Annotated in this window: 16 protein-coding genes; 7 read left to right on the top strand and 9 right to left on the bottom strand. The window is 57.0% G+C overall.

What is annotated here, in order from left to right; genetic code table 11:
• The first annotated feature begins 30 nt into the window (after positions 1-30).
• Together H3T93_RS07705 and H3T93_RS07700 are read left to right on the top strand one after the other, a co-directional pair.
• Positions 31-3,525, top strand: a complete 3,495-nt coding sequence (locus tag H3T93_RS07705; protein WP_144178186.1) for an SNF2-related protein — start codon at positions 31-33, stop codon at positions 3,523-3,525.
• A 254-nt stretch (positions 3,526-3,779) separates the two neighbouring features.
• The gene (locus H3T93_RS07700; protein ID WP_144178184.1) at positions 3,780-4,550 is read left to right on the top strand and encodes an MIP/aquaporin family protein; all 771 of its coding nucleotides are present in this window, start codon (positions 3,780-3,782) and stop codon (positions 4,548-4,550) included.
• Positions 4,551-4,632: 82 nt separating this feature from the next.
• On the opposite strand, the gene H3T93_RS07695 is transcribed toward H3T93_RS07700, so the two are convergent.
• Complete coding sequence (locus tag H3T93_RS07695) at positions 4,633-5,049, bottom strand: hypothetical protein (RefSeq protein ID WP_015021278.1); 417 nt, start codon at positions 5,047-5,049, stop codon at positions 4,633-4,635.
• A gap of 214 nt (positions 5,050-5,263) precedes the next feature.
• Positions 5,264-10,177 (bottom strand): SdrD B-like domain-containing protein, encoded by a 4,914-nt coding sequence (locus tag H3T93_RS09270; RefSeq protein ID WP_144178182.1) that lies wholly within the window; start codon positions 10,175-10,177, stop codon positions 5,264-5,266.
• Between the two features lie 203 nt (positions 10,178-10,380).
• Here H3T93_RS09270 and H3T93_RS07685 point away from each other — a divergent pair, with 203 nt between their 5' ends.
• On the top strand, positions 10,381-11,631 hold the full coding sequence (locus H3T93_RS07685) for an MFS transporter (protein WP_144178180.1): 1,251 nt from the start codon (positions 10,381-10,383) through the stop codon (positions 11,629-11,631).
• Between the two features lie 132 nt (positions 11,632-11,763).
• On the opposite strand, the gene H3T93_RS07680 is transcribed toward H3T93_RS07685, so the two are convergent.
• The 3 genes from H3T93_RS07680 to H3T93_RS07670 all read right to left on the bottom strand — a co-directional run bounded on the left by H3T93_RS07680 (position 11,764) and on the right by H3T93_RS07670 (position 14,730).
• Complete coding sequence (locus tag H3T93_RS07680) at positions 11,764-12,129, bottom strand: TIGR02328 family protein (protein WP_144178178.1); 366 nt, start codon at positions 12,127-12,129, stop codon at positions 11,764-11,766.
• Between the two features lie 112 nt (positions 12,130-12,241).
• Positions 12,242-12,982: an SDR family oxidoreductase gene (locus H3T93_RS07675; protein WP_121913066.1), complete on the bottom strand. Its 741-nt coding sequence runs from the start codon at positions 12,980-12,982 to the stop codon at positions 12,242-12,244.
• Between the two features lie 422 nt (positions 12,983-13,404).
• Positions 13,405-14,730, bottom strand: a complete 1,326-nt coding sequence (locus H3T93_RS07670) for an MFS transporter (protein ID WP_144178176.1) — start codon at positions 14,728-14,730, stop codon at positions 13,405-13,407.
• Between the two features lie 452 nt (positions 14,731-15,182).
• Between H3T93_RS07670 and H3T93_RS07665 the strand changes: the two genes are divergently transcribed.
• Positions 15,183-15,929: an SDR family oxidoreductase gene (locus H3T93_RS07665; protein WP_144178174.1), complete on the top strand. Its 747-nt coding sequence runs from the start codon at positions 15,183-15,185 to the stop codon at positions 15,927-15,929.
• A gap of 18 nt (positions 15,930-15,947) precedes the next feature.
• Here H3T93_RS07665 and H3T93_RS07660 read toward each other — a convergent pair whose 3' ends face one another.
• Positions 15,948-16,568 carry an isochorismatase family protein gene (locus H3T93_RS07660; RefSeq protein ID WP_144178172.1) on the bottom strand — a complete coding sequence of 207 codons (621 nt, stop codon included), beginning with the start codon at positions 16,566-16,568 and terminating at the stop codon, positions 15,948-15,950.
• 346 nt (positions 16,569-16,914) lie between these two features.
• Between H3T93_RS07660 and H3T93_RS07655 the strand changes: the two genes are divergently transcribed.
• Complete coding sequence (locus H3T93_RS07655; RefSeq protein WP_144178170.1) at positions 16,915-17,685, top strand: GNAT family N-acetyltransferase; 771 nt, start codon at positions 16,915-16,917, stop codon at positions 17,683-17,685.
• Position 17,686: 1 nt separating this feature from the next.
• Here the strand turns inward: H3T93_RS07655 and H3T93_RS07650 are convergent, their stop codons facing one another.
• Together H3T93_RS07650 and H3T93_RS07645 are read right to left on the bottom strand one after the other, a co-directional pair.
• Positions 17,687-19,963 carry an ATP-binding cassette domain-containing protein gene (locus H3T93_RS07650; protein WP_144178168.1) on the bottom strand — a complete coding sequence of 759 codons (2,277 nt, stop codon included), beginning with the start codon at positions 19,961-19,963 and terminating at the stop codon, positions 17,687-17,689.
• Positions 19,960-20,397 (bottom strand): MarR family winged helix-turn-helix transcriptional regulator, encoded by a 438-nt coding sequence (locus H3T93_RS07645; protein WP_144178166.1) that lies wholly within the window; start codon positions 20,395-20,397, stop codon positions 19,960-19,962. Before H3T93_RS07645 ends, H3T93_RS07650 begins: the two co-directional genes overlap by 4 nt.
• Positions 20,398-20,914: 517 nt before the next feature.
• Between H3T93_RS07645 and H3T93_RS07640 the strand changes: the two genes are divergently transcribed.
• Positions 20,915-21,364, top strand: a complete 450-nt coding sequence (locus tag H3T93_RS07640) for a MarR family winged helix-turn-helix transcriptional regulator (RefSeq protein WP_144178164.1) — start codon at positions 20,915-20,917, stop codon at positions 21,362-21,364.
• Between the two features lie 63 nt (positions 21,365-21,427).
• Positions 21,428-22,861, top strand: coding sequence for a DHA2 family efflux MFS transporter permease subunit (locus H3T93_RS07635; protein ID WP_144178162.1), 1,434 nt, complete (start codon positions 21,428-21,430; stop codon positions 22,859-22,861).
• A 1,203-nt stretch (positions 22,862-24,064) separates the two neighbouring features.
• Here the strand turns inward: H3T93_RS07635 and H3T93_RS09160 are convergent.
• The gene (locus tag H3T93_RS09160; protein ID WP_232348759.1) at positions 24,065-24,736 is read right to left on the bottom strand and encodes an HNH endonuclease; all 672 of its coding nucleotides are present in this window, start codon (positions 24,734-24,736) and stop codon (positions 24,065-24,067) included.
• Between the last annotated feature and the right edge of the window lie 48 nt (positions 24,737-24,784).

Below are 24,784 nucleotides of genomic sequence, written 5' to 3'. Positions count from 1 at the left end.
TGGTCGTCAGAGACCATAAGGAGGGTGCGTGTGGATTGGCATGCAGCGGTCTACGGGTCAAGAGCCGGTGGTTCAGGAGGCCATGGCTTCTATGATCCAGGTGATGAGGAGGAGGGGCGGACCTTTGGTGATCCGGACACCATCTCTGACGCTGCTCTGCGTCGATTGGGCGGCAAGGCCTACTTCCGTGCCCATCAACTGCTGGATGACCGTCGCTTTACAGACTTGCGCCTGCGACACCTGGGGGCTTTGACCGTCCTCAAGGGACGTGTGCCCGCCACCTATCAGCCGGATGGCGACTGCATGGTTCAGGCTCGGCTGGACGAGCAGGCCCATCGGGTCATCGACTCCTCCTGCACCTGCCGGGCCTTTGGGCGCCAGGGTCCTGCATGCAAGCATGTAGTCGCTCTGATCATGGCCTATAACGAGTCCAACCAGGCCTTTGCAGGATCGGATGATTGGACCGGTGACGAGGGTCGATCCCGGTCCGCCCGCTCGACATCAGGACCCTTGGCAGCCTACATGCACCGGCAGGAGGGTCGGCGGCGGCAGGCCTTTCGTGACCGCCAGCTGAGCTTGCTCAAGCAGGAGAACGGACCGGTCGGCGGCCGTCACCTGCCCATCGGCTCAGTCGGACTGATCCCAGACCTGACCAGCGAGCGCGGAGGCTGGCTGGTCCGTCTGCACATCACCCTGTCCTCCCACGGGGTCGCCTATTTGGTCAAGGACCTTCCGGCCCTGCTGCGCGCCGTGGACCAAGGTGAATTCATGTCTTACGGACGGCGGCTGGCCTTCATCCATTCTCGTGACACCTTTGATGACCGGGCCCAGGCTCTGCTGACCATCCTGGAGAGGGCTGGCGCCATCCGCCGCAGCCTGACCGAACAGGAAGGGGGCATGCGCCGCCGTCTTACGCGTGCAGGATTGGCGGGGATCCGGCTCAGCGACGATGAGGTGGCGCAGATCCTCGACCTGTTTGTGGATTCCGGGCTCACCCTGGACTACACGCCTCCCGAGGACTCCTTCCTGCAGACCATGCCTGCCCCCGTGGTCGGCGGAGACCCGGACCCTGGCATCGCAGTCAGCAAGGAGGCGGAAGGCTACCGGATCACTCATGCCCTGGCCGTGGAGCGCTTCATCGTAGGCCAGGCCCATTCCTTCGTTATCGTGCGCCCCTCTCAGCCCGGTTTAGGGCTCGATTCGGGACCAGTCATCCACCGTTGCAGCGCGCGTTTCATGCGTCATCGGGACCTGTTGGAGACCCTCTGCCGCCCTGGTGAGGATCGGGATCTGCATCTGGATGCCGACGACCTGGACTTGTTCGCCCGGACTGTCCTGCCTGACTTGGATCAGGGTGCCCAGGAAGGATCCGGGCTCTCTGCCACATTGCCTGAAGAGCTGGATGCCCGCCGACGGCCGCCCTGCAGGATCGAGCTTTACCTGGACAGGGATCAGCAAGGGGTCAGCTGTGATCTCAAGGCCCGCTATGGAGATCGTCTTGTGTCCGTCGGCGCTGATCCCGGCTCCGAGGATGAACCTGGCAGAGATCGGGAGAGCGAGTCTCTGGCCCGGCAGACGGTCCGCCGCTATTTCCCCCTGATGGAGGAGGGATTGGCCCGCATTCCCGAGGAGAACGAGGAAGCCATCCACACCCTGCTGACCCGGGGCCTGCCGGTGCTCAAGAGTCTGGGACGGGTTTTTTCCACCCCGGCCTTCGACGGACTGAGCGTCGTCTCTCATCCGCAGATTCGTGTGGGTGTGCGGGTGCGCTCTGGTCTGGTTGAGATCTCTCCCATCGCCGATGAGGTACGGCCCGAGGAGGCCGCCGCCATTCTGGCTGACCATCGCCGTCGTCGGCGCTTCCATCGTCTGCGCAATGGGGCCTTCGTCGAGTTGGCTGATCTGAATACCGATGCTGTGGACACCCTGGCCCAAGATCTGGGCATCGACCCGGCTGATCTGGCCAAGGGGCCGGTCCGTGTGCCTGAATTCCAGCTCGGCTACCTGGATGCGCTGGTACCCGAGCAGGACCGCGATTCCAGCTTCCGCGACTACCTGAAGGAGCGCAATCCTGACCCTCAGGGGTTCAAGGTCCCTGACGGGCTGCGCGGGCAACTCAGACCCTATCAGGTAGAAGGGCTGCGTTGGCTATGCACCTTGAGCGACCGCGGTTTCGGTGGCATCCTGGCCGATGAGATGGGCCTGGGCAAGACCATACAGATGTTGGCTTACCTGCTCTCCCGTAAGGATCAGGCCAGGGGTCGAGGGCCTTCGCTGATTGTCTGTCCGGCCTCCTTGGTCTACAACTGGGAGGCCGAGTGCCGTCGTTTTACGCCGGATCTGCGGGTGGCGGTCCTGGCTGGGGGGCGTAGCCAGCGTCAGGCACTGCTGGATCGGGCCAGGTCCTACGACCTGCTGATCACCTCTTACGACCTGCTTAGGCGGGACCTAGACCGGTATCGGAGCCTGCCCTGGTATGCCTTGGTCTTGGATGAGGCCCAGTACATCAAGAACCATGCCACCAAGGCAGCCCGGGCCGTACGCGCTCTGGACAGTTTGCATCGGTTCGCCCTGACCGGCACACCCATCGAGAACCGGCTGTCTGAGCTTTGGAGCATCTTCGACTTCCTGATGCCCGGGATGTTGGGCCCCTACTCCCGGTTCCGGGACCGCTTCGAAATGCCTATACTCAGCGGCGATCAGGATGCCCAGTCCCGGCTCCAGGCCCTGGTGGGACCCTTCATTCTGCGCCGGCTCAAGTCACAGGTGCTGACAGATCTGCCCGAGAAGATCGAAAACGTGATCAGCGTGCCCCTGCAAGGTCGTCAGCGCAAGCTCTATGCTGCTCTGGAGCAGGAGCTGAGGGCTACGCTCAACAAGGAAAGGGATCAGGAGTACGAGGTCGGCAAAATCCAGGTCCTGGCCCAGCTGACCAGGCTGCGGGAGGTCTGCTGCGATCCACGTCTGGTCTACCAGGATCAGGGTCGTGACCGGAGGGGCGATTCGGCCAAACTGGATGCCATCGAGGATCTGGTGGTCTCCTGCCAGGATGCCGGGCGCAAGATGCTGATCTTCTCCCAGTTCACCTCCTACCTGGACCTGATAGCCCAGAGGCTCCGTCGGCTGGACGTGCCCTACGATCTGATCACCGGCGCCACATCCAAGAAGCGTCGGCTGGAGCTGGTGGAACAGTTCAATAGGGATGCCACGCCGGTTTTCCTGATCTCCCTGAAGGCCGGCAACACCGGGCTTAATCTGACCGGAGCCTGTGTGGTGGTTCATGCGGACCCCTGGTGGAACGCCGCTGCCCAGGAGCAGGCCAACGACCGCGCCCACCGGATCGGCCAGACCCAGGACGTCAACGTCTACCAGATCGTAGCCAAGGACACCATCGAGGAACGCATCCTCAACCTGCAGCACAGCAAGAGCGACCTGGCATCGCGCTTTGTCGATTCGGCCGCCTCCACCGGCGCCTCCAGCGTGGCCAGGCTTAGCAGAAAGGACCTCCTGGCTCTGCTGGGCTGATCCCGTACTGACATGGATCTACTCGAAACTAAGACTCAGCGATTTTGAATGTGCTGCCATCATTGATGGCGAGGTCCTCGGGCCACGGTTCCGGTTATTCTTGATGCGGTAGTCAAATCGAAAGACTATGTGTATGAGCAGATTGACGGTTGTGCCACTGCGGGCTTGTCGATTTGGCAACGGTCGATTATTCGGGTTATGGGAGCCTGGCCATTTTTCAGCTCCTTTGATTACGGGAAGCTAAAGGAGAGAGCATGATCAGCGGTGTGCAGATGTTCTGCTCGGAGTTCATGGGCACCGCCCTTATGATGGCCATCGCGGTCATGGTCGCCGCCAGCAGGTCGCTCCCCAAGACAGGGGCTTATCGATCCGACTGGATCAACGCATCGCTGGGCTGGGGTCTTGCTGTCTATGTGGGCGTATATGCGGGGTGGAGAACTGGCGGCCATCTGAATCCGGCAGTGACGCTGGCCAGGGTGGTCGGCCACTGGATTGATCCACAAGCGACCTTGAACGGTCTGGCCATGGGCAAGGGCGGCATTCCGGTCACCATGGCCAATGTGGCCATCTTCATTTTTGCCCAGTTCCTTGGGGCTTTCTTTGGCTCCTGCCTGGGCTACCTGGGCACTCGCAAGCATTTCGAACTTCAGACCGATACAGATACCAAACTCATGGTTTTCTGCACCAAACCGGCCATACGTTCGAATTTCTGGAATCTGACATCGGAGGCCATCGGCACGGCCATCCTGGTTTCCTGGGTTTTCCTCAATGGGGGGACTCCTACACAGGTCGGGCCGCTGGGCGTGGCCCTGGTCATCACGGTTCTGGTTATGGCCTTGGGTGGGGTTTCTGGTGCGGCCATGAATCCTGCACGTGACTTTTCCGCCCGATTGGCTTACTGCCTTCTGCCCATGTCCGGCAAGAAGGATGCGGACTGGAGCTACGCATGGATACCCTTTGTTGGGCCGATCATTGGAGCCTGCATCGGTGTGCTGGCTCCTGCCTGGATGGGACTTCTGCCTTGATCGTCGGCATGGAAAAGCCCCTAGCCTTGTCAGGGGGTTATTACGACAGGACCGGGGGTCGAGTTAGTTAGGTAGCTCGAACTCAGTAGCTGGCTGAGGTGGGCTCCTGGAAGCGGACTGTCAGCCCGCGGCCGTGGTGAAGGAACATCTCCGCACCGTGGCGGTCGACATCGCGATGGGTGAAGAGCATGCGGATGGCGAAGGCCGTCTGGGCATCATCGGGCAGGTCCAGAAAGGCCTTATGGGCATCCCAGCCATCAGCTGCGACAGCCTTATTGGGTACGTAGGCATATCCATAGCCGTCCTCGTCCACGTAGCCCAGGAAAGGCAGGTCCCATGCCTGGTGGTAGCTCAACTGATTCTTGTAATCCTCGACCTTCTTGAGGGCTTCGTCGCTGATGCCGTACTTGCGGGCAACCTCGTTGGCCTTGGCGGTCTTCGCCGCGGCATCTTTTCCGAACATGGAAGTATCAACAACAATGACTGTATCGTCTACCATGACTGACCTTTCTGTGTGACGGCCTGCACGTGTGACAATCAACGCCATGACCATGCAGGGCCATGACCTTTCGGGTGACCGTCCATCGTCGACAGCGACCCCTGGATACAAGATTCCTTCCACTTGCAAGAATACCAAATTCCGCCTGCAAATAGGGGCAAGGAACCGTGAGGTTCGCCATAGGTGCCTGACATTGGCGAAGAGGAGGGAACTATCAGTCCAGCTCGGTCTCCTGATCCCTGCGATGCCCAAGCAGATACATCAGCGCCAGGCCGAGAACGGCAGTGCCGACAGCCAGGGCTGCAGGAATGACTATGTCTGAGCCGGAGTCGGCTAGGGACGGGGAATTCGTAGAGGACTTCGCTTGGTCATCAGAAGATTGGCTTCCTGGCACTGGTTTTTGGCTATTTCTGGTTTGATCCGGTTTGCTAGGTGCATGATCGGACTCGACCGGCTTGCTCGGTTCCACCGGCGGATTCGGCTTGTCATGCTCTCCGGAGTTGTTGGAGTTGCCGGAGTCGCTGGGGTTGCCGGTGTTGTCGGTGTTGTCGGGGTTACCGGTGTTGTCGGTGTTGTCGGGGTTGCTGGAGTCGCCGGTGTTGCTGGTGTTGCCAGAGTTGCCGGTGTCGCCAGAGTCAGAGTTGCCAGAGTTGCTGGAGTTGCCAGGGTCGTCGGGCTTGGCCGGCCGGGTCTGGTAGGTATTGGTGAAGACCGCCGTGTCTACCTTGATGCCCTTGCTGTCAGTCCATTGCGCCTTGGCGGTACGGTGTAACTGAGCTGCATCGGTTGTCAAGGTGATGGTCAGGATTGCAACGTTCTGATCATATATCAGGCCAGGAATGGAGCCGGTTTCCTGGTGTATGCGATACTTGTAGCTGCCATCGTGGGGCAGAGCATACACGTTGACGGGCACCTGGGTATTTTGGTTGTCGGCGTTTATGATGATTTGGCTGGGCAACGCTGCGGAGGGTGCGCCTTCCAGGGGCTCGACAGTTAATGTGAAGGAGTCTGTACTGAGCCAGTTCCTGCCTTGGATCTGTACTTTGACTCCGGCAGACACTTCATCGGTGTCCATTGTTCCCGTCAGGCCGCAGTTGTTGTAGTCCAGGGATTGGCTGGCCGTGTCAACCATATCCTCGGCCTTCAGGAAATCAATATCGTTGATGACGACGCCTTTCATGGTTCCGTCTTCCAGTATGTCGCTGGCTGAGGAGTTTTCGCTCGGGCTGGCTGCGCTGGCCTTTTGGGTTGTTGTAGTCAGGTGGGTCCAGTTCGTGTTCGGGGCGGGGTCAAAGCGCAGGTGGAATTTCCCTGCCGGTATATTGGTCAGTTCGTACTTGCCCTGGGAATCAGATTTTGTGCTCAGAACATCATGTGGGGTGACGACCGACTTGGCGGGCTCGTTGGTACCGTCCTTGATCAGGGTCACTTTCACATCTTTAAGCAGAATATCTTCCGAAGAGCGGACACCGTCCCCATTGACGTCGTACCATACGATGCCACTGATGGAACGTTGAACAACCATGGCCTGGGCAGGCATTTGGTTCAGTGCATTGCCCCAGCGATTCCGATAGAGGTCGCCGGGGGAGTTGTTTCCGGGGTTTATATGGAAAGTAATGTCATAGCGGAATTGGTTGGGCTGCCCATCAATGATGAAGGCCCAGGCGACCACGTTTCCAGGCATTTTCACTTCGCCGCTTGTTGGGTCAAAGTCAGCCTTGCTCCAAGATAGGTAATCCTGGGATTGTATGGAACTCGTGTCATTCACCCGCCATCGAGAATCTGTGGTGTAGCGGATGGTGATTCCGCTCAGACCAGCCCCCGCCGAAGCTTTTATGCTCATATCGGCAAAAGTGGGTTCCCCGTGGAAGTCGGGTTTGCCGCTTGCCTGTTTGTAAGGCATGATGTCGATGGCATAGTGATGCTGCTTGCCACTGCCTGCGGTGCTGCTCAGCATGTTGGTGAAGCCGATTGGTGCACCGGCTTCATTGGTATCCCGTACGGCCGAAGTGGAAAGGCTGGTGGTGTTGGTCCGCCAAGCGTGGATGGTGAAGGAGTCGGCAGTCTTCAAGTATGTGTTGGGCTGGGACATATTCTGTTTTGACTGAACTGTGGCCGAGGTCATCAGATTTTCGTCGGGACCGATGTCTTTGCTGGGGTCAGTCAGGTCGCCCAGGGAGGTGGAGAAGTGGATGATGCGGTTGTTGCCGTCCACAGGAATGTTGGTCAGTGCCCAGGACAGAGTGGTGATTCCGGTTTCGGAGTCCGTGCTCACTGATGGCTCACAGGCGGTTCCGCCCTCTATGTGGCCCATTTCAGGCGTGGCTTCCGTATATGTGCCGCCCAATCGGGCGCTGCCGGGGATGTAGTGGAGCTTTGCTGGCAGTTTGTCGGTGATGTAGAGTTCGGTTTTGGCGCCCTTGTTGGCTTGGGAAGCTGAAGTGCCGGTGTTGATGGTTAGCCGCCAGTCAACGAACCGTTGATCGCTGTCTATGTCAAAATAGTCTTTGGGTTTGGAATTGGTGCTTGTTTGTGCTACGGCGTTGGAGATGGTGTTGGTTTCGCCGGCTACATAGAGGCTGTCCCCGTGTTCATTGCCGCCGGTGTCTCCGCCCAGGTAACCGTTTATTTGATCATAGCGGGCCTTGGTATAGCCTCCGACGGGGGTGGTTAAGACAGGAGATTTTATTTTGGCCAGATCGTATGGGTTCTGCTTCTCGGCCCAGTTCTCCCATTCCTGATCGCTGGAGTTCTCGGGGCTCAGCCCGGCCATAGCTGCTAATTGGCTGCGGGTGAAGGTGCACGACACTGATGTCAGCTGGGCTACCGAACCTACTTTGGCGTCGGGGAGGACGTTGATCACAAATCCGCCGAAGCCGAATCGGGAATTCTCTTCGGCAAACCTGGAGGGCGCGGCGGTGCGCCCGCCCAGCAGCATGCCTACAACCGTGCCATGCTTCTTTGCTTCCTCCTGTGTGCTGTAGAAGTTCAGATTCTCTATGTCGGCATTGGCTTGCTCAGTGTCGTTTTTCCAGTCCTTCCCGTCGGGTTTGGTGGCGTACATGACCAGGTCCAGCAACGGGTTTTTATCGCTCGTTGTATCGTTGTATTTGCCGTTCTGCCAGATGCCATTGCCCCAGGGAAGATCCAGGCTGTCGGAGTCCGGCAGTCCAACTACCTTTGGGTCGATTTTGACCAAGGACATTCCCAGCAGAGGCAGATCGGCCTTGCTGGTTTTGAAGTTGAAGCCAGCCGTTACCCGCACTTTGGTCCCTGAGACTGCTGAGTCGGTCCCCCGTAGATTGTCAGGAGCGTTCCACCACCCGCAGTCCACGCCGTTATCAAAAAAGTTGGAAGCCGTCATGCAACTGTACTGAATGATGTTGCTGATGCCTGCCTTTGATGTTTCGGAGCCTAGCGTGAAGATGACGTTGTGCCACATGTCATCGGACTGGTCGGGTTGGTTTGACGTGTCCGTGGGGCCAGAGGCAAGGGGTAAAGACTGGTTTGATAGCGATTTCGCACCCAGGTTGCCGTCATTGACCTTGCTCTGCAGGCTGAGACCGGTCTGTCCATAGTAGTTGGCCACGTCCTTGCCTCCGACAGTGGAGGGGTTGAAGACATATAGGTAGCCAGTGGAGATTTCGGCCACTTCCTGTCGCGTGCAGTCAGTCGAGGCCAGGGCAGGGGTGCAGTTGGTGCCTGGCGCATGGGTATGCCCTAAGTATGGGAAGGGGTCGTTGGTTTTATAATCCTTCAACGTCAGGTCCAGCCTAAGGCCCTGGCTGCTGCGCTGTTCAGCCACGGTGTATTGACCATTGCCTTGGACCCGGTCCTTCCCGGCATCGCCACCTGTGGATCGGGCATAGCCATAGTTGCTGAGAGTGGGTTTCCAGCCCTGATCGCCGGTGTTGCGCCCGCTGTTGTTGAAGTCGCCATCGATGGTGCCGATGTCCCAGAAGTAGGGTTGCAGATCCTCTATTTTCGGGTAGGCATCTCCGCTGGCGGTCTGCCACAAATTGCTCAGCGACAGGGAGAAGGTTATGGGGCCAGTGGGAACCTCCAGACCCTTGAGACCCTTGGTTCGATCGGGCCAACGCATGTCAACGGCCCAGTTGAACTTGCTGATGATCCCCTTGCGCTTGCCCAGCTCATGGTTGGGGTAATTGCTGGCGGCTGGGGTGTTGAAATCGAAGGTTTGGTTGCCGGAGCCTTCATTGGTTCCGCCAGTGATTCGCAGGTTCAGATTGAGCTTGGCCGATACGGTGATCTCATCGGACGTGGCTGAAGCAGGATCGGTCTTGGTGGTGGCATCCGGAGCGCCCCAGGCCTGGATCTCTGGGGCGAATTTGCTGCCATTGGGCATGCTTCGGACCCGGAGGACCAGAGTGACGCTGGAGGATCCCGGAATGACGGTAGACATATTCTGTGTGGCAGCGAGCAGCCTGTAAACGGTAAGCACCTGTGTGGGCTGACCGTTGATGATCTCTGTAGTTTGCTTTGGCTCGTATCCCTGCGTATTGTCCACCCAGCCCATCGAAGCCACATCAAAGGTGACCTGATCCTCAGGCTGGCTCAGTTTGAATTGGAAGCCTATTCGGCCCCGGCGGTAACTGGTTGTCTCGCTGCGGGTATTTACGGCGAAAGAATAGGTGTAGGACATCTTATCGAAAGTGCGCACTATGGCATTGTCCGCATCGTGGTCGTCGCCTGGATTGTTGTCGCTGTCGAAAGGGGCCGTGCCAGTGGAGCGGGAGGCCTGGGACAGTGTGGTGACCACGGCGTCGTCGGTGTCCAGCGTGTCCTTGATTACCGATTTGGCGGTCGGCCTTCTGCTGGGTTGTATGGGCGCGGCCTGGTTCGGGGAAGTTGACTTCGATTTATGAGTGGTTTGGGCTGCTCCAGCCGTGGCAGCGTCTAACTGTGGAGTCGAGGTTTGGATCGACGTGGATGATGCCTGGTTTGTCACAGTCGTCTGTTGTGCTTGCGTCGTTGCGGATGTTGATGTGGAAGCGGTGGTCTGTGCACCAGCCGTCTGCCCACCATCGGCTATAGCCATGGTGGGTATCAACATGGCCATAGCCATCAGGCCGGCCAGGACTTTTCCACTCAAATTACCCTTTGCCACGTTTCTCCTTTTGAGCGCCGACGACCGCCAGGGGCGTCGGGCCGGGCATCCCCTTCAGAACATCCGGTCGACTGTCTACGATGGTTCTCGAGTCATTCGATATTAGTTTTGTAGAGCTAGTATACAAAGTCTTTGGCTATGATTCCGATTGATATGCGCCTCCGGAGAAAAGGGCCAACCATGGACAAAACAGGGAGGTTCGCATGAGTGAACGGGATCATCATGAGCTCTCGGTTGCCGATTTTCCGGGTCACGGAATGCGCGAGCGGCTGGCCGTTTATGGGTTCTTCATCATCATGGGTATTGGTACATCGGCCTGGATTTCTCGACTGCCAACAGTCAAGGCCAGTCTCGGTCTGCAGCCTTCGGGCCTGGCTCTGATGACTATCCTGGGCGGATGCGGCGCTCTGGTCGGCATGCTGGTCTCGGGAGTGTTGACTGATCAGCTGGGCATGCGCCGGGCCATGTTGCTGGCAGCTTCGATCTGGTGCCTGGGCATGGTGATCGCGGCCCTGGCCGTCACTTTGCGATCAGTGCCGGGGGTTATCTTGGGGCTGCTCTTCAATTCGGCGGGAATCAGCCTGTGGGGAACGGTCAACACTGTTGAGGCCGGCGCAGTGGAGCGATTCTCCTCCCGGTCCATAATGCCGCGCTTCCATGCCTCATATAGTCTGGGCATGTTTCTTGCCTTGGGTCTGGGCTCGCTCCTGTCTCATCTGGGCGTGCCCATAGGCGCGCATCTGGCGGTCAATGCACTGATCAGCCTGGCTCTGGTGGCCGCTTGTGTTCTGCTCTGCCCGGCTCGGCCTCTAGGGGACTACAAGGGCAACGCTGATGGCAAACGTTCGGACCGTCATGCTGATTCAGGACGCTCATCCGCCTTCAGCAAGCAGTTGGCGGCCTGGGGTGATGCCTTGGTGCTCATCCTGGCCCTGATCAACGTGGCACTGGAGGCCAGCGAGGGTGCCGTCAATGACTGGAGTGGGATCGGTCTGGTCGATTCCTTCGGTGTCCCCGAGTCTCAAGCCGGTCTCGCTCCCACGATCTTCGCTGCAGCCATGATCGTGTCAAGGCTGCTGGGGACGCATCTGATTGAGCGGCTGGGGAATATGCGCTCGCTGGTCCTGACCCTGCTGGTTTCGGCTCTGGGCATCCTGGTCTATGCTCTTTCGCCCTCTTTCGTGCTCAGCCTCGTGGGCACTGGAATTTGGGGTGTCGGAGCAGCTCTGGGCGTACCCATCGTCACCACTCTGGCAACCAAGGATCCAGCCATGGCGGCTCAACGCGCTTCGGTCATCTCCACTGCTTACTACGGGGTCTCTTGGATCATTCCTCCGGCTATCGGATTTTTGGCCGACCACACAGGTGTCAGGCCGGCGTTGCTCCCCTTGGCGCTCTTACTGGCGGCGGTCACCCTCCTGGTGCCTAGGGTGTCCAGGCTCACTCGGGAATGATGCTCTTCGATTGGCGAAGGGCACTCTTTGGGCAGATACTCGGATTCAAACAGCCCTTCCCCAATATTGCCGTACACGTCAGCGAATTTTATGGCCACAGCAGTCAGTCGGCACCGGCCCTGAGGATCGGCCTTAGGACAGATGGATGCCCTTCCCTGCCAGGTTCTCCAAACACTCCTGCAGGTAGGCTGCATCATGCTCAGGATAGATGGGGTCCGTCAACGGCACTGCAGACAGGTCCTCGTAGGGCGGGCAATGTCTGCCGCGGTAAAGCGGATCATACCAGTCAGGATCAGGATGGTAGCCGCGCTCGCGCATCGTTGCCATGACCAGCAGATGAAATTGAAAGAGCTTGTATGGGCAGTGGCGGAAGACATAGTCAACAGTGGCGTGCCGTCTACCCCAGCCCAGGCCCCGCAGCGCGGTGATCTCCCGATGCTGACCCAACAGCTGCTGTCTGGGAAGCAGTCGAATCAGATCCTGATGCCACAGTCGCATGACGCCCCCTCGTTGGGGCCATAAATGAACCCCTCCTTCAGCCTAGCCACTTGCCTTACTGTAAAGCGGACTGGCAGAAGAAGGGGTTCCGGCAATTCCTTGCCGGAATAGCTCACTGGGCGATGAATCCACCGTCCACAACGAATTCGGCACCCAGCGCGAACTTAGATTCGTCACTGGCCAGATAGACGCAGATCTCGCCGATGTCCTGGGGCTCTCCGATGTGGCCCAGGGGGGTCAGCTTGCTCATCCTGTCCTCAAGGCTCTGGCTGATCAGAGGGGTCTTGATGAATCCGGGATGAACCGAGTTGATGCGAACACCATAGTTGTTGTTGGCGGAATCCAGGGCCGCGGACTTGGTCAGCAGCCTGGTGCCGCCCTTGCTGGCGTTGTAGGCTCCGGCTCCGCTCAGGCCTACGAAGCCCTCGATGGAGGAGATGTTGATAACGGATCCGCCACGGCCCTTCATGACCCGCATGCCGTGCTTGGTGCCAAGGAAGGTTCCGTTCAGATTGATGGCGATGACCTTTTTCCAGTCCTCGTAGCTTTCCTGGTCCATAGTGGCTCCGCTGCCGCCTATGCCGGCATTGTTGACCACGGTGGTCAGCTGACCCAACTCCTTTTCAACGGTGTCGATGGTGGAGACCCACTGGTCCTCATCCGTCACGTCCAGGGTGTGGAAGACGACCTGCCCGGGGTGCTTCTGCATGAAGCTGCGGGAAGCATCGCTTTCCTTGATATCGGTAAGGGCCACCTTGGCTCCCTCGCGGACGAAGCATTCGGCGATGCCTACGCCCATGCCACCGGTTCCTCCGGTGATGATGGCTACCTTACCTTGTAGTCGATCAGTCATATCCACTCCTTTATAGAGATGTGCTGTCATATTCCATCCTATGGGATGGCATGCCCACGGTGGTGACCGACGTACCGATTATCTTGGTTCCGTTAGTTCTCCGAAGTTGTTCATGAGGGGCCAAAAGTTCTGCAGGGTTTACAGCAAATTCCCCGCAGAAACAGTGCGTCTGTTCTGCTGACTGGGTATGTTCGGATGTCGAGCAGATGGCGGTAGAGCTCGTGATCCATAGGTCGGTCAAGACGGAGATTGGTGATGGTGACGAGCATCCGGTCATTGCCGTCCGGCCCTGCTTTCTTCCCGGCATACGGTGGCCCTATAGCGGTGACGGGGCCCAGGTAGTAGAAGTTGCGGTCTGCCGTATCCTGTCAGCCCATGACGCAAGGTGGAATGTTGCGTAGGCTGCTGGTTGCAAGGTTCGGTCAGTTGGTTTGATTAGCTGACTTGTGCGTGCCCTTCAGTGGGATAATGCCCAGGAACAAGGCTGCAACCATGATCAGGATGCTCAGACCGAACATGATGATGTAGCCGTGGGGCAGGTCGGCGATGGCTCCCCAGAAGAGAGCGGCGAAGGCCGAAGCCAGGGAGCCCACCATCTGAATGCGGGCGTAAATGTTGGTGTAGTCATGCGAGCCGAAGACTGCCGTAACCAGAATGGGCGTCTGCACTGTAGTGCATGCGTAGACCAGGCCGAAGGCGAAGGCTCCCAGCAGGAGAAGCGCAGGCAATCCGGGGAAGGCGACCATGAGGCAGACGCCGAGAACGCCGCCGCCGATGCCCAGGCAGAGCCCGCCCACGATGCTGCTGTCGTTGACCATGCCCAGGATGACTTTGCCGATGGCCTGGCCGGCCATGCAGGAGGAAGCAATCAGGCCTGTGCAGGCCGCCATGGATGGCAGGGATGCTGCATAGGAAGGCAGAAACTGGTAGATGGTCTGATTCATGGTAATCAGGCCGCAGAAGAGTGCCAGCGCCCAGAAGGCAGGGGAACGCAAGGCCTGGGAAGCGGTCATGCCCACAGTCGACGCGGCAGGCTCAGGGCTCTTTTTGTCTTTACTTCCGGTGTTTGGGCTGTTGGAGGCAGCCTCGGCTGCAGCAGGCTCCTGGTCGGCGGCGCCATAGGGGAGCAAACCCATCTGCTCGGGCGTCCCGCGAATGACGAAGATGGTGAAAGGCAAAGTGATCGCCAGAATGAGAATGGCAAAGACCAGGTATCCCCGCCGCCATCCGTCAGGGGCGGATCTGATGATCATAGTGCCTATCTGGTTGAAGATCACGCCGCCTATGCCGGTAAAGGCCATGCACAGGCCGATGAAGAACCCGACCCGTTTGCGGAACCAGACGTTGATGAGCGTGGGAACCGACAAATATAGAATGGGCGGCATGCCGATTCCCAGAACCACTCCGCATAGGTAGAACTGCCACATGGCGGATGATCGGGACATACCCAGGCAGCCCAGTCCGGCCAGGATGGTGCTTGCCGTCAGGACGATGCGCAGATCATAGCGGTGCATCAGCCATCCGGCCACCGGCAGGAAGATGACCATGGTGATGCTGAATATGCTGAAGTACCCCGTAAATGCAGCCTTGGGAACATGGAAGTAGTTGCTGACAGGAGTGAAGAAGATACCGGCGCAGCTGCATACCAGCGATACGGGGATGGCCGTGAAGACTATGCCCGACAGCACGATCAGGTAGGGATAAACAGTCTGTTTTCGTGATGAGGGCTGTGTCGGTGTGGTCGACATGACTGCGACCTTCCTCTTAGGGGATCGTGGCTAGCCAACTGATGCTTGGTTTGTATGCTCCCATCGATCTGTGGCTCGTCTGCTCTGAATGTCCACTATGGGAAATTTAAGGACTAATCATAGTTCAATATTTGACCCTCACCTATCGTTACAATGCAGATTAAGACGATGCAGATTAAGTAGTTTTGCGACACTGCCGTTTTACCTCTTGCAATGGGGCGATCGAGCCCACTTTTAGCTGGCAACCGCCTTTCCTCGTAGATTACTGCGCCGATTCTCCATATGCCCATGCTGATGCCGTCCTGGCTGATCTGTCCTTCACAAAAGGTCAGCCCTATACCAGGCATTTGGTCATGGTCGTCGATGTGTGCCTGATCGTAGTAAAGACTTGCACCTCCAGCGACTCGAGGTTGTACCATCAGGCCGAATGAACATCTAGGAAAGGCGGGACTATGACAGTTGCAGATAAGACAGTGCTGATCACCGGAGCTTCTTCTGGCATCGGAGAGGCTACGGCGAGACTGTTGGCGCAGCGAGGGGCCAAGGTGGTGCTGGGTGCTCGTCGCAAGGATCGGCTGGATACAATCGTCGACGACATCGTTCAGGCGGGTGGCCAGGCGGCCTCCATGGCTCTGGACGTTACTGATAGGCAGGCCAATGAGGACTTCGTGGCTTTCGCCAAGAAGCAGTTCGGCGGAGTGGACGTGGTATTCCTCAATGCCGGGCTCATGCCTAATTCTCCCTTGTCGGCTCTGCATGTGGACGAGTGGGATCGGACTATTGACGTTAACCTCAAAGGCGCACTGTACGGCATTGCTGCGGCCCTGCCGGAGTTCACCGGGCAGCGTCACGGGCAGTTCATCGCCACCTCTTCGGTGGCTGGTCTCAAAGCCTACCCGGGCGGAGCAGTTTACGGGGCAACCAAATGGGGCCTGCGTGATCTGATGGAGGTGCTCAGGATGGAGTCTGCCCAGGAGGGGACTCATATTCGCACCTCTACCATTTACCCGGCAGCCATTCGAACCGAGTTGCTGGGCACCATCACAGACAAGCAGACCTTGGCTGATATGAACAAGACCTACGACACCTATCAGATCGATCCCGAACGGGTGGCTCAGGTGGTGGCCTTTGCCATTGATCAGCCTGAGGATACCAATGTGTCGGAATTCACCGTGGGCCCCACCATTCAGCCCTGGTGAATTCCTCCGTCACTGCCTTTAGTCGCCACTGGAGGAAAGAAGACGGATGCCGGCTTGTGCCATGGCCTTTCGAGCCTCGATGCCCTGATCCTCGCTGACCGGGACAGTCAGATCCTCGAAGACCGTGACCTGGTAACCCAGCTTTGCGGCATCCAAGGCCGTCTCCTTGACGCAGTGGGATTCGGCGATGCCGACTACATCCACCTGGTCGACTCCTGCTTGCGCCAGTGCGTCGGCCAAGGTGACTCCAGATGACTTGGCGGCAGTGAATTCCTCCCTGCTCTGGATTCGATCGGTGTTGTCTTCGATGCCTTCGAATCCGGAGTAGGCGGCGGAATATTGGCCCTTTTTGAAGTGATGGGTGATGCCCAGCTCCCGAATGCTGGGATGCAGCTCCGCCCCGGGTGATCCGGCCACGCCGTGCTTGGGCCAAGTATCTACAAAATCCGGGTGATCGGACCAATGGGATCCGGGTTCGATGTGCCAATCCTGGGTGGTGGCTATGTAGGCATAGTCCTTGGCATGGTCGTGGACATAGTCGGCGATTTTGTCGGCTGTGGCGTTGCCTCCCTCGACTCCCAGCTCACCTCCTTCGCAGAAGGTCGGTTGAACATCCACGACGATCAAAGCCTTGGACATAGTGATCACTCCCTTGGTCGATGCTGACGGTAGGCAGAGGGAATACCGGTTGAAGCTCCTCGATCATTTCCTCTTACGCATCAGTCTAATTCCCGCAGATGCGTCGGTCCTTCCGCGTTAGTGCATGTGGACAAATATGGCGGCGAATCAGCACCTTGTGGACAAGATGATAAAGGAGGTAGCAAGGGTGATTAACCGTGGCTGTGTGAGGTGGATCCATACGGTCTTTTGGGGCGTTTGCTTGGTATCATAAGCAGGATTGTACGTAGTTGTGGCCGGTGCTTTTAGGCCTGCCTCTTCCGCGTGATGAGGGAGCGAGCATTGTTCCAAGGTAGGGGATACGGGTATGAGGATCAATGAGTTTGGGCAACCTATTGGAGATGCGATTTCGTTTGTCGGGGCCATGGTGCCGGAGCCTGTCAAGTTGACTGGCAGAACCGTTCTGGTGGTGCCCTTGGGCGAAAACCAAGGTGATGCCTTTTATGAGCGGATTTTCGGTCCAGAATGCGACCAATCCATCATGACTTATAGCACTCACGACCTCTATCCTGATAGACCAACATTCGACTCAGGATTCGCATCTATGATTGCAAGCCGGGATCCGCTCTTCTTTGCTATTCTCCGCAATCCGTCTGTGCCTGGCCTTGGTGTCGGTCAGTCTGCAGGTGGGAAGGATGAGGATATACACGGGCATGTCAAGCTTCATGATTCGTCGGATCTGTTGGGCATGTATGCCTTGCACCGGATAAGGTCCGACATGGGAAGCGTCGAGATGGGCCACGTTATCTATACCAGGGAGTTGCAGAGAAGCAGGCAGGCTACCGAGGCCCAATATCTGATGGCTCGGCATGTCTTCGAGGACTTGGGCTATCGCCGATATGAGTGGAAGTGCGACAGCCTCAACGCGCCCTCACGGTCGGCGGCGCTGAGGCTGGGATTCAAGGCTGAAGGCCGGTTCAGAAACGACATGGTCTACAAGGGTCGGACTCGGGATACGGATTGGTTTTCCATAACGGAAAGCGAATGGCCAACAGTGAAAGAGCGGTTGGAGACCTGGCTGGATGATGACAATTTCGATCAGGATGGCAGGCAGAAGCGCCGTCTGCAGGATTGCTGAACTATTGCTGTTGCACTGCTGCATCCTTGATAAGGCCAAAATAGGCATTCATGGCTTGGGCTGTGGGAGTGTCATTGTGGCGCATCAGTGCAAGGGGAGCTCCTTCAAACAGCACCTTGCCGCCCGCGCTCCCGGCTCCTGGGCCCATATCAATCACCCAGTCGGCCTGACCGATAAAGCGCAGATTATGTTCTATGGCGACAACAGTCAGGTCTTTATCAGTGATGAGTTTGCGTAAGAGGGCAATCTGCTGCAAGATGTTGGATTCATGCAGGCCGCTGGTAGGTTCATCCAGAATCAGGGTCTCATGAATTCCTTCTTTGAGGAGCTTGGCCAGCTTGAGACGTTGCAGCTCACCGCCCGAGAGCGTATCGAGAGCCTGTCCAACGGATAGATAAGACAGCCCGACATCCTCCAAGGCTCTCATGGCTGGGCCCAGCACCTCACGATATCGGTGCGTGGCCTCGCTGGCAGTCAGTTTCAGCGCCTGGGCGATGCTGAGACCGCGGTATCTAGCAGACAGGGCTCGTGCTGAATATCTGGTTCCATGGCAGCTTTCGCAGACAGTGCTGGCATCGCCCATGTAGGCAATATCAAGAGTGACAACTCCTTTGCCCTTGCAAACAGGGCAGGCTCCGGCAGCGTTGAATGAGAAGAGTGACGGGGACTCACCTGTGGCCTTGGCGAAGGCCTTGCGCAGTGGGTCGAAGACGCCCAAGTAGGTCAACAGGTTGGAGCGCCCACTGGCCTTGATCGGCTTCTGATCCAGGAGCATGGCATCATGCTGAGCCATGAAGCCTGCCTTGATCAGGGTGCTTTTGCCTGATCCGGCCACACCGGTCACCACTGTCAGCATATGCCTGGGTATCTTGGCGTGGGCTTCTCTGACGTTGTGGGCAGTGATCTTGTCTATCGCGTAGAAGCCATGCGATGGCGCCACTGGTTCGTTCACTACGCCTGGATCTGACAGAGCTCTGCCCGTGGCTGTGCCGCTTTCCAGCAGAGACTGATAGCTCCCTTCGAAGACGATCCGTCCTCCTTCCCTGCCTGCTCCTGGCCCCATGTCGACGATACGGTCTGCAATACCGATGAGCTCGGGGTCATGATCCACGATTACCACCGTATTGCCCTTGTCCCGTAAGCCCTTGAAGATTTTCTTGATCCCGGTCAGGTCATGGGGATGTAGCCCAACACTTGGTTCGTCAAAGATGTAGAGAACGTCATTCAAGGGGCTGTTCAGGCAATTGGCGATTTTCAGACGCTGTGCCTCTCCTCCGGAAAGCGTAGAGGTGCCACGTTGTAGGCTCAGGTAGCCCAGACCAACTGTTATCAGGTTAGCTATCTTGCGCTCTAGGTCCTGTAAAATGGACTCTGTCTGATCGTCATCAATCTTCCCCAGCCAGTCCTGCAGGTCAGCAACGCTCATGGCTGAGCAGTCAGCTATGTTCAGTCCGTCAATCTTGGCCGAGCGCACCCTGGCGTTGACCCTGGCCCCTTGGCAGTCGGTGCACTGGGTGATTCGCGTAACCTGCTCCAGCTCATGCTGGTACTTGTCACCGCTCTGGTTGATGAAGGACTTGGTGATCCGGGGCACCAACCCCTCATACATGGCTGTCTTGTGCCAGTTGGGACTAGGGTGTGCCGGTTTCTGCTTCTTGCCATAGAGCAGAAGGTCAAGGTCGCCGCTCGTCCACTCCCGCAGGGGCAGATCGTTGTCAAAGTAGCCTGAATCCGTATACCTGGTCAGTCTCCAGCCGCCCGGCTGGAAGGTGGGAAAATTGATGGCTCCCTGGTTCAGCGAGAGATCCATGTTGAGCAGGCGATCCAGCACCAGAGTGCGCACAGTTCCCAGACCCTGACAGGTCGGACACATCCCGGCAGGATTGTTGAAGGAATACGTCATGGAGTACCCGATGAAGGGCTGGGCAGTACGGGAGAAGAGCAGGCGCAGGGCGGTGTAGATATCGGTGTAGGTGCCTACGGTTGAGCGGGCATTGCCTGAGAGCTGCTTCTGGGTTACGACAATGGAGAAGGGCAGGTTGTCGATCCGGGCGACTTCCGCAGGCTCATACTTGGGCAGAAGCTGCTGAATGTAGGAACTGTAACTGCGGTTGATCATGCGCTGTGATTCGGCTGCCAGCGTGGAAAATACGAGAGATGACTTTCCCGAACCCGACAGGCCGGTGACTATGGTGATAGCCCGCTTGGGTATGGACAGTGAGACCTGCTTGAGGTTGTGCGTAGAGGCCCGATCAATAAGGATGGATTCTGTTCTCATCTGGCGACTCGCTCCTGGCGCAGCTTGGCAATAAGTCTGTTGGCAAGAGCGGTGAACACTTCCTGCTCGTCTTCGGACCAGACCTGTTGGGCATCCTCCTCGAGGGTCTTATGCTGTTGATCGATGATGCTGAGCATGTCTCGGCCATCCTGAGTCAGGCTGGTCTCTAGCTCTCGCCGGTCACGAACATCGGGTGTCTGTCTGATGTATCTGAGATCGTGCAGCGTGCTCAGGTTCTTGGAGACCTTGGACCGGCTCATGCCGAGCCGCTGGCCGATCTGCGAGGGCATGAAGGATCCTGTACGCAGAACAGTGAGAATGTCGAACTGCTGCCAGGTGATGTTTCCCGGGTTGACCCTGTTGCGCTCTGCTACGAATTCGCACTGCAGATACATGAGGGCATCGTAGAGGGAGGACGGCTTATTTAATTGCATAATAGAAACTATATCTTATCAGAAACTATCTGTCTCCCAGGTAGTTGGCTATGCTTCGGGTCCGGCCTTGTCCGACTGTATCGAACCGATGAAGTCAGGTCTCGGTAGGTTTACTGCTTGCCTTGTTTTGCTGGAACAGGACAGGATGCTTCGTGGACCGCTTAACCGGATCCTCTGGCGCTGAGGACTCTCTTTCGCGCGCAGCCGTTGTTGCTTGAAGGAGCTTCATGCATGAGAATAGGCGTACGCCTGCTTGGGTAGATTTCTTGATGCAGTTGAGCGATTCTGGGATGAAGTGCCGACCTATCAAACTATCGGTATTGCTTAGCTAGTCGGCTATACAGCACGACGATGCTGACACCTGGATGCTACGTAAGCAAGCATATCTACCGGTCGGAGAGGCCGAGCCATGGCTCTTCCTTTGCTCGAGTTTCACCTGCAGTAGGAACGTTGATTTGACAGCCAGGTCTTCTTTGTCAATAATGTAGCATGCTACATTTTAGAGAGGCGGTATCTCTTGGAGCTGTCGGAGAAGCGGCCAGAAGGGCTGGTCAAAATAGCCAACACCCTGCTGGAAAAGCATATAAACGAGTGCGTGCGGAGCATCTTTCCCAATCTGACTGGTCCTCAGTTTGTCATGGTCTATTACCTGTATGAGCAGGAGGGCCTGGAGGTGACGCAGAAGACGGTTGCCGACAGGTTCCGCTTAAGCCATCCCACAGTTCGGGGGGTTGTCAAACGGCTGGTCACGGCAGGATGGTTGACGGCAAAGCCGCAGGCTGATGACCGACGTCAAATGGTTCTTGAGCTCACCGGGCAGGCGCGCAAGGAGCTGAACGCCCACCAGGTGGAGATCCGGCATGCATTGGAGGCCACGGGCAAACTTGCCCTGTCTGGGTTCGATGAGCAGGAGAGCAGACGTCTGGTCGACTACCTGGAACGGATCATTAGAAACATGGAATCCTGATCTGCTTCTAGTAGGATCACGCAGGCTTCGGACCGAGCCGGTGAAGAACGGAGAGGATGCGGCATGTATAAGGATGGCAGCAAAGGGGAGCGTGGCCAAGGCGGAGGTGGGGAAAATCGCACTGCAATGATGGGCACGCTTCTGGCTGGAGCATTCCTTGCTTTGATGGCAGAGACCTTCCTTAACAATGCTCTTCCCACCATTATGGCGGAGTTCCATGTTTCCCAAGCCACCGCTCAGTGGCTGAGTACCGCCTATCTGCTGGTGGTGGGGCTGATGATCCCTGTTTCAGCCTGGGTGTTTTCCAACTTTCGGTCAAGGCACACTTTCATCGCTATGATGGTGACCTTTCTGGCGGGCTCCCTTGTCTGTATTTTTTCTGGAGGACATTTTGTCCTGTTGCTGATCGGCAGAATCATTCAGGCCTTGGCCGCAGGGTCGCTGATGCCTTTTATTCAGAACGTGGTGCTGTTGCTTTTCCCTCCGGATAGGCGCGGCGTAGCCCTAGGCGTGGTGGGCCTGGTGGTGGCTTTGGGCCCCACGGTGGGACCCACGCTCTCCGGGTTTATTCTGGAGCACTGGTCCTGGAGGGCTCTGTTCGTTCTGCTTGCTGCCTTGAGCGCCGCGATCCTGGGGGCATCGTTCTTCTTGGTCTACACGGTCAACGACCAGGTGAGAACCCGTCTGGACGTGCTTTCCGTAATATATTCCTGCTTGGGCTTTGGGCTTCTGCTTTATGCGCTATCCGCTATTGGTGCCGAGGGGGGCGCATCGGCATTTGACCTGGGATTGCTTCTGGCTGGCTTGCTGGTGGTGGTCCTGTTCTGTCGGCGTCAGTTGCACCTGGAGTCCCCGTTGGTGAATTTGCGAGTCTTCACGAACGCTACCTTCAACCTGACCAGCCTGCTGAGCACCCTGAGCAACATCGCCATGGTCGGTGTGGAGCTGGTCCTTCCTCTCTATTTGCAGAACACGCGTGGATCAAGCGCGCTCACCTCTGGTCTGGTCATGTTGCCGGGAGCCATTGTCATGGGCATATTCAACCCTCTCTCCGGAATGATCTACCAAAGAATCGGGGCGAGGAATATTTCCCTTTTGGGGTACACGGTGCTGCTGGCTGGCACCTTGCCGATGATATGGTTCGGCACCTCCACCAGTCTGATCTTGATCGCCGGCTGTTATGCCTTGCGCCTGGTCGGGGTGGCGCTGGTGATGATGACCACCTTCACCGAGGGCATTAACGCCCTGCCGCTGGAATTTGCGGCTCATGGCAACGCTGCAGCCTCTACCGTCCGCCAGGTGGGCGGCTCGCTAGGTACGGCCGCTGCCATGATGATTGTGACCATCGGCGCAGAGCGGGCTCGCCAGGGCGGACCCATGTCAGCCCAAGCACTCGACCAGGGCTACCAATGGGCCTTCATCTTCCTCGCAGTCATAGCCCTGATCGGTCTATGCGGCTCGCTCTTCCTCAATCCGAATAAAACTGCAACTGAGTAAGAAAGGCATCTTTTCGCTCTCAATACAGAGTCTTATACGGACACGGATCGGCTCAAAATGCCAACGGTCGGGGATGCTTGCATAGTCATAATTTGATGTTCAAAACTGTCGAAAACGCCAACTGCATAACGTGAGTAGGATTCTGGAGCGGCGAAGAGAACCTTTGCTGTCGGGAAATGCTTGAATTAGAAAATTTATTGCGGGCCTCAGACAGGTATACATAAGTGAGGATGGAGATAAAGGCTTTTACTTATCGAGCGTCTTTTGCAGTGCCCGGCAGCCCCTTTCAAAACCAGACTGCTTCTCGGGCACAGACCAACGCCATCCAGAATAACTCGCCCGAAGAGATACCAGAATGCGTCAAGAAGGGAATTACTGAGGACGTAGAAACGGCTATTGCGCAGGGCAAGGCCGGGAATTCGACAAGGAAGAGAAAAGCGTTATCCAATACGGGGCGAAGGAAGCCCTCGATCATCGAATCGGTTATGCTCTAGCAGGTGATATATCCTAAAAATTGCAGAACGATTACACGCACTTGCGACCACACCCTAGTGCTGATGCCTGGCTGAATCACAGGTATGACGCTTTATAGATGTACGAAATGCAAACTGATATGACGCCAATCAGCACATTTGCAGATCTCATGACCTGCATTCTGCCATGGACGTACTCCGCACTTAGCCCGAATGAGGTGCCTATCAGCCTGGCGACCAGAACTGCCAGCGACTTTTCCACCCCGGTCTCGAACCTGGCGAGGAAGCGATCGGTCATTCGCTTAAGTAAGCTCACCTGCTGCAAAGATCTATGGGTGCCAATTTGTAGTTGGTGACGGGCCCGAGCGTATCCTCGCCTACGTTTGCCGTAAGTCTTGAAAGGCATGGCCCTGAACTTCCTTTGTCTCGTCCTGCGCACAGCTTCTGGGTGCTGCGAAACATCCTTGTCTTGCGAAGCACTTAGGTGATGAGGCCCCTAATGATAACAAGACCGCCTATCTCACTATTAGACGACCCGCTGAACAACCAATGTGGAAAAGAACCAGACCGACAGCGCAAAGAACAACAATGCCGACATGCGAAATTCGAAACGCGGGGTATTGTTTTAGGTTTGGAATCAACCTTTTTGAGAATGCCGTATAAGTCTTGGCTGCTCAATCCTACGCTCTTACAGCCCGTCGTGATGCGGTGACACAGGTCGTTATGGATTTCAGGCTGGCAGAGCAACCTGCGGACATGATTGATGCTTTGGAAGAAAAAGGCGGAGTGCTATTTGTTGAATATCCCCAGGTAGCGTCGAGTGTGTAGGGAAAGGATTGTCCCTGTGGCTATGCAGCTTCGGTGAGAAATATGTGTTTGTGGTAGTCCTCGATAAATTCATGCGAAGGTTTGCTGATTGTGGCAATGTGATTCTCTGATCTTCAAAAGCGTAGAGCCATTGATCATTGACCGGCGAATGCCTTACCTTGTCATGGTTGACCATGATGCGGTAATCGTCGTCGATTGAGATGAGCCCTTGATCAAAAGCCCGGTCGTGGAATGCATTGAGCAGCAGGCCGTTCGACGCAGCGGTTTTTTCGGTCGGGGTTGATGCTTTCCATGGTTTGATATGGCTGGCAATCAGCATCGCAGGTATCTGCATACCGGTGATGCAGCATGTGTACTGGTAGTTCAAGGGCAGTGAATTGCGGAAGTAAGACTGGTTGATCCGCTGAATCGTGGTCGCTTCGCGCTCGCCGCCTTCGGGATTGGGCTTGTCAAACAGCAGTTTTGTTGCGGTTTCGAGCGTGGAGTACCGGTCGGAAGCCAATGGTGCTGGGTGGAAGTCTTGTTTGTTCGCTTGTAGGAGTGCATGTTGGAGCAAATTGAGGCATTCTGCCATGAAGGCATCGGGATTTTCGGCGTACCATTGCTAGACTTGGGAGTCCAG

Origin of the sequence: Bifidobacterium sp. M0404, assembly GCF_016101415.1 — a bacterium.
Taxonomy (GTDB): Bacteria; Actinomycetota; Actinomycetes; order Actinomycetales; family Bifidobacteriaceae; genus Bombiscardovia; species Bombiscardovia polysaccharolytica.
Note: the sequence above shows the minus strand (reverse complement) of the source record. Positions and strands in the feature narration are given on the sequence as shown.